2 protein-coding genes are annotated in these 525 nt (G+C 44.2%); both read left to right on the top strand.

All coding sequences use genetic code 11. The features are described from left to right. Positions 1-186, top strand: a 186-nt coding sequence (locus NE473_RS30165; protein ID WP_256265553.1) for a hypothetical protein, incomplete at its 5' end; no start/stop codon positions are given. Beyond that, positions 149-525 (top strand): hypothetical protein (locus NE473_RS30160; RefSeq protein WP_256265552.1); only part of this gene is annotated, 377 nt, incomplete at its 3' end. The genes NE473_RS30165 and NE473_RS30160, both read left to right, overlap by 38 nt.

Below are 525 nucleotides of genomic sequence, written 5' to 3'. Positions count from 1 at the left end.
TACCGCGGGGAACCGAGGATTGACGCCAACGACATAGCATTCCTGGAAAATAAATATGTGCCGGGCCTGCTCCTGCGGGTGTATGACCATACGCTAAAATTTAATGGTGCGCTAAGCGGAACGATAAAAGCAAGGAGGGAAATTGGCTATGTGGCAGACACCCAAGACAGACTGGCAGGAAAGTGATTTTTTCAATGTTGAAGATTATAACCGCATAAAGGGGAACTTAAATGAGATTCGTGCTCAGGCGGTTATTCTCTGGCCAGAATTTTCGCTGGAAGATATGGGAGCGGATAAAACATATGAGGATTATAGTTTCTATGCAGATGAGATCAACCGGTTTGAAACCAATGTGGGGCGTATTTGTGCTGGAACATATCCATTTGCAGTAGGAAATCAGAAGACGTTTTATGACAATCAGCCATTTATCGACTGGCAGGAACTCAACCGAATTGAAGAGGCGTGCAGACTTATCTACAGTAATATACAAAGTAGACTGAATGGTCGGAAGATACTGGCGTTTAC

This window comes from Hungatella sp. SL.1.14 (assembly GCF_024460495.1).
Classification (GTDB): domain Bacteria; phylum Bacillota; class Clostridia; order Lachnospirales; family Lachnospiraceae; genus Hungatella; species Hungatella hathewayi.
This window is presented reverse-complemented; position numbering and strand designations above follow the sequence as displayed.